Source organism: Protofrankia sp. CiP1_Cm_nod3 (assembly GCF_982290655.1).
Genome location: NZ_CEVIVD010000157.1, coordinates 2,313 through 4,505 on the forward strand (window position 1 = coordinate 2,313; position 2,193 = coordinate 4,505).

The 2,193-nt window shown below is 66.1% G+C and carries 2 protein-coding genes; both read right to left on the bottom strand.

From position 1 onward, the window contains the following. Positions 1-51: 51 nt before the first annotated feature. Positions 52-612 (bottom strand): flavoprotein, encoded by a 561-nt coding sequence (locus AC5LUJ_RS20760; protein ID WP_493465562.1) that lies wholly within the window; start codon positions 610-612, stop codon positions 52-54. Continuing rightward, positions 609-1,985, bottom strand: coding sequence for a hypothetical protein (locus AC5LUJ_RS20765; RefSeq protein ID WP_493465563.1), 1,377 nt, complete (start codon positions 1,983-1,985; stop codon positions 609-611). The genes AC5LUJ_RS20760 and AC5LUJ_RS20765 overlap by 4 nt, the downstream gene beginning before the upstream one ends. Positions 1,986-2,193: the final 208 nt, after the last annotated feature.

The following is a 2,193-nucleotide window of genomic DNA, read 5'->3' on the forward strand; positions in this document are numbered from 1 at the left end:
GCTAATCCGCTTCCGGGCGGCTGGCTGAAAGAGGAGGCGGGTGCGGGACAGTCACCCGCTCGTGCTCATCTGGGCCGCCTCGTCAAGTGCGAGTTCCCATGGGAACGTGTCCAAGTGCTGGCCGCCGGTATGGGGCTCATGCGGCTGCCAGGCGCCAGGTCCCATGAGAACGTGTGCTCCGGCTTTCCTCAACTCGGTGACGCTGCGCTGGAAGGCGAAGTGCGCCGCCAGAGCCGAGTTGACAAACGGCAGAACGACGACCGGGATACCCAACCCGAACACCTCGGCCAAAACGCCCAGGGCGTAGTTGTCGCTGATACCGGCGGCCCACTTGTTGATCGTGTTGTAGGTCGCCGGGGCAACAATGACCGCATCCGCCCGCGGGAACGCGTTTGACCGTGACTCGCCTGGCTGGCGGTAGACGCTCTTCACGGGATGACCGGTCTGCTCTTCAAGCGCCGGCACATCGATGAACACCACGGCTGCCGATGTCGCGATCAGGCAGACATCCCATCCTCGGGTTTGAGCCAGGGCCACGAGACGGCCAACGTAAGGTGCGACTCCTGCCGCACAGACAACGACGTAGAGAACCCGGTTTCGCCGTCCCGTCACGCGGCGACACCCGAACGGATCGCCACCTCATGCGCGGCGCGTTTCGCAGACCCGGTCGCATTTGTCAGAATGTGGAGGATCAGCCGATGGGAGGCGGGCCGTCTGGCCAGCTCCTCCGGGGCCGTTCGCTCGGCCGCAATGATGGCCTGGACAGCCTGTCCGTAGTTACCACGCTGGCTGTGCGCGCGGGCAATGTCGATGTAGAGGGCAGCTCGCCGTTCGATCACTGGAACGGCCTGTGGATCGACCGCCCGAGCATGATCGAGAGCCATCCCGGCATCGCCGAGAACAACCGCGACGTGCACTCGGTGAAGGGCAACGTTGGTGGGCCCGAAGGCAGTCCAATGTTCGTTGCCGTCACGGTCAACCCGCCTGGCGGCTTCGGCGGCTTCGTCGAGCAATGTGGCTGTCTCGCCGCGGTTGTCTGCCTGAGCAGCGGCGACGGCGCCCCGCAACAGCAACGCGCCATAGACGGAGAACGCAGCCGGGCTGGGCTGCTCCCAGTTCTGGGAGAGCCGAGTCGCCTCGCTGCTGGCGACGGTAGCGGCGTCGCCGAACTGCCGGGCGCGCATCAGGGCATGCGTCACGACCCGGGCGCTGGATGCTATGTCGAGCGGATTCCCGGAGCGGGTAGCCGCGTTCATGCTCCGATCGGCCGCAAGCCACGCCGGGCCTTCGTTGCCGCGCTTCAACTCGACGCTCGCGACAATCTGGTAGGCGTGAGCACGCAGAGAATCGATCGAGGTCACCTCACTGGCCCGGTCCTCCTCGGCGCTGCCGAGGGCGGCGAGCAAAGCTGGCAGGGTCACGTCCAGTTCCGTATAGCGGCAGGACTGGTAGGCGTGCTTCGCGCGTGCGATCTGGGTCCTCAGCGCATCGGTTGAGATCGGCTCTGACCGGTCGCTGCTGTTCGGCTGGGAGGCCACCGTTGCCGTGGTGGCGACCGGATCCGGCTTGGGGCGGTCCTGGCGGGAGGTCATGATCAGTGCTGTTCCGAGTTGGATGAAACTTCGTCTCCGCACTGTCTCCTCCTCGTTTCCACCCGTGTTGAGCCCGACCTCCTCCCGGTCCTTCGGGGATTCCTGACAGTGCGCTGGGCGACGAAAGCCCAGTTCCCGGTCCGTCTCCGCTCGGAGGATCGCGCGCAGGGCCTCCCGGTAGCGGCGCTGCGGCCAGCGGATGACTCCGCGTTCCAGTTTGCCGATGTAGTTGGCGTCGATCTCGACGATCTTCTGGTCCTGTTCGTAGATCCACCGGTTGACCCGTTCGGCAAGCTCCTGACGGGACAGGGGCTCGCCTGGCGTGCACGCGGATGGGTGGCGCAGGCGCGCGGCGCGTATCTGTTCGTTGGGTGATGTCGCGGCCCGTCTCACAGCGTGATCGTACAAGTGCCACCACGGTGTGACAGCCCGGACGACGGCTTCGGGTCAGTGGGCTCGTGATCCTCCCCGAGGTATCCCGCGGGTATCCCCTCTCCTCGGCGTCCCCCGACGCGGGGCGAAGGTGGTGCACTCGTGATCACGCTTCTGGCAGGGCTGACAGCGGTCTCCGGTACGGCGCCGCACCCCACACCTGCCTTAT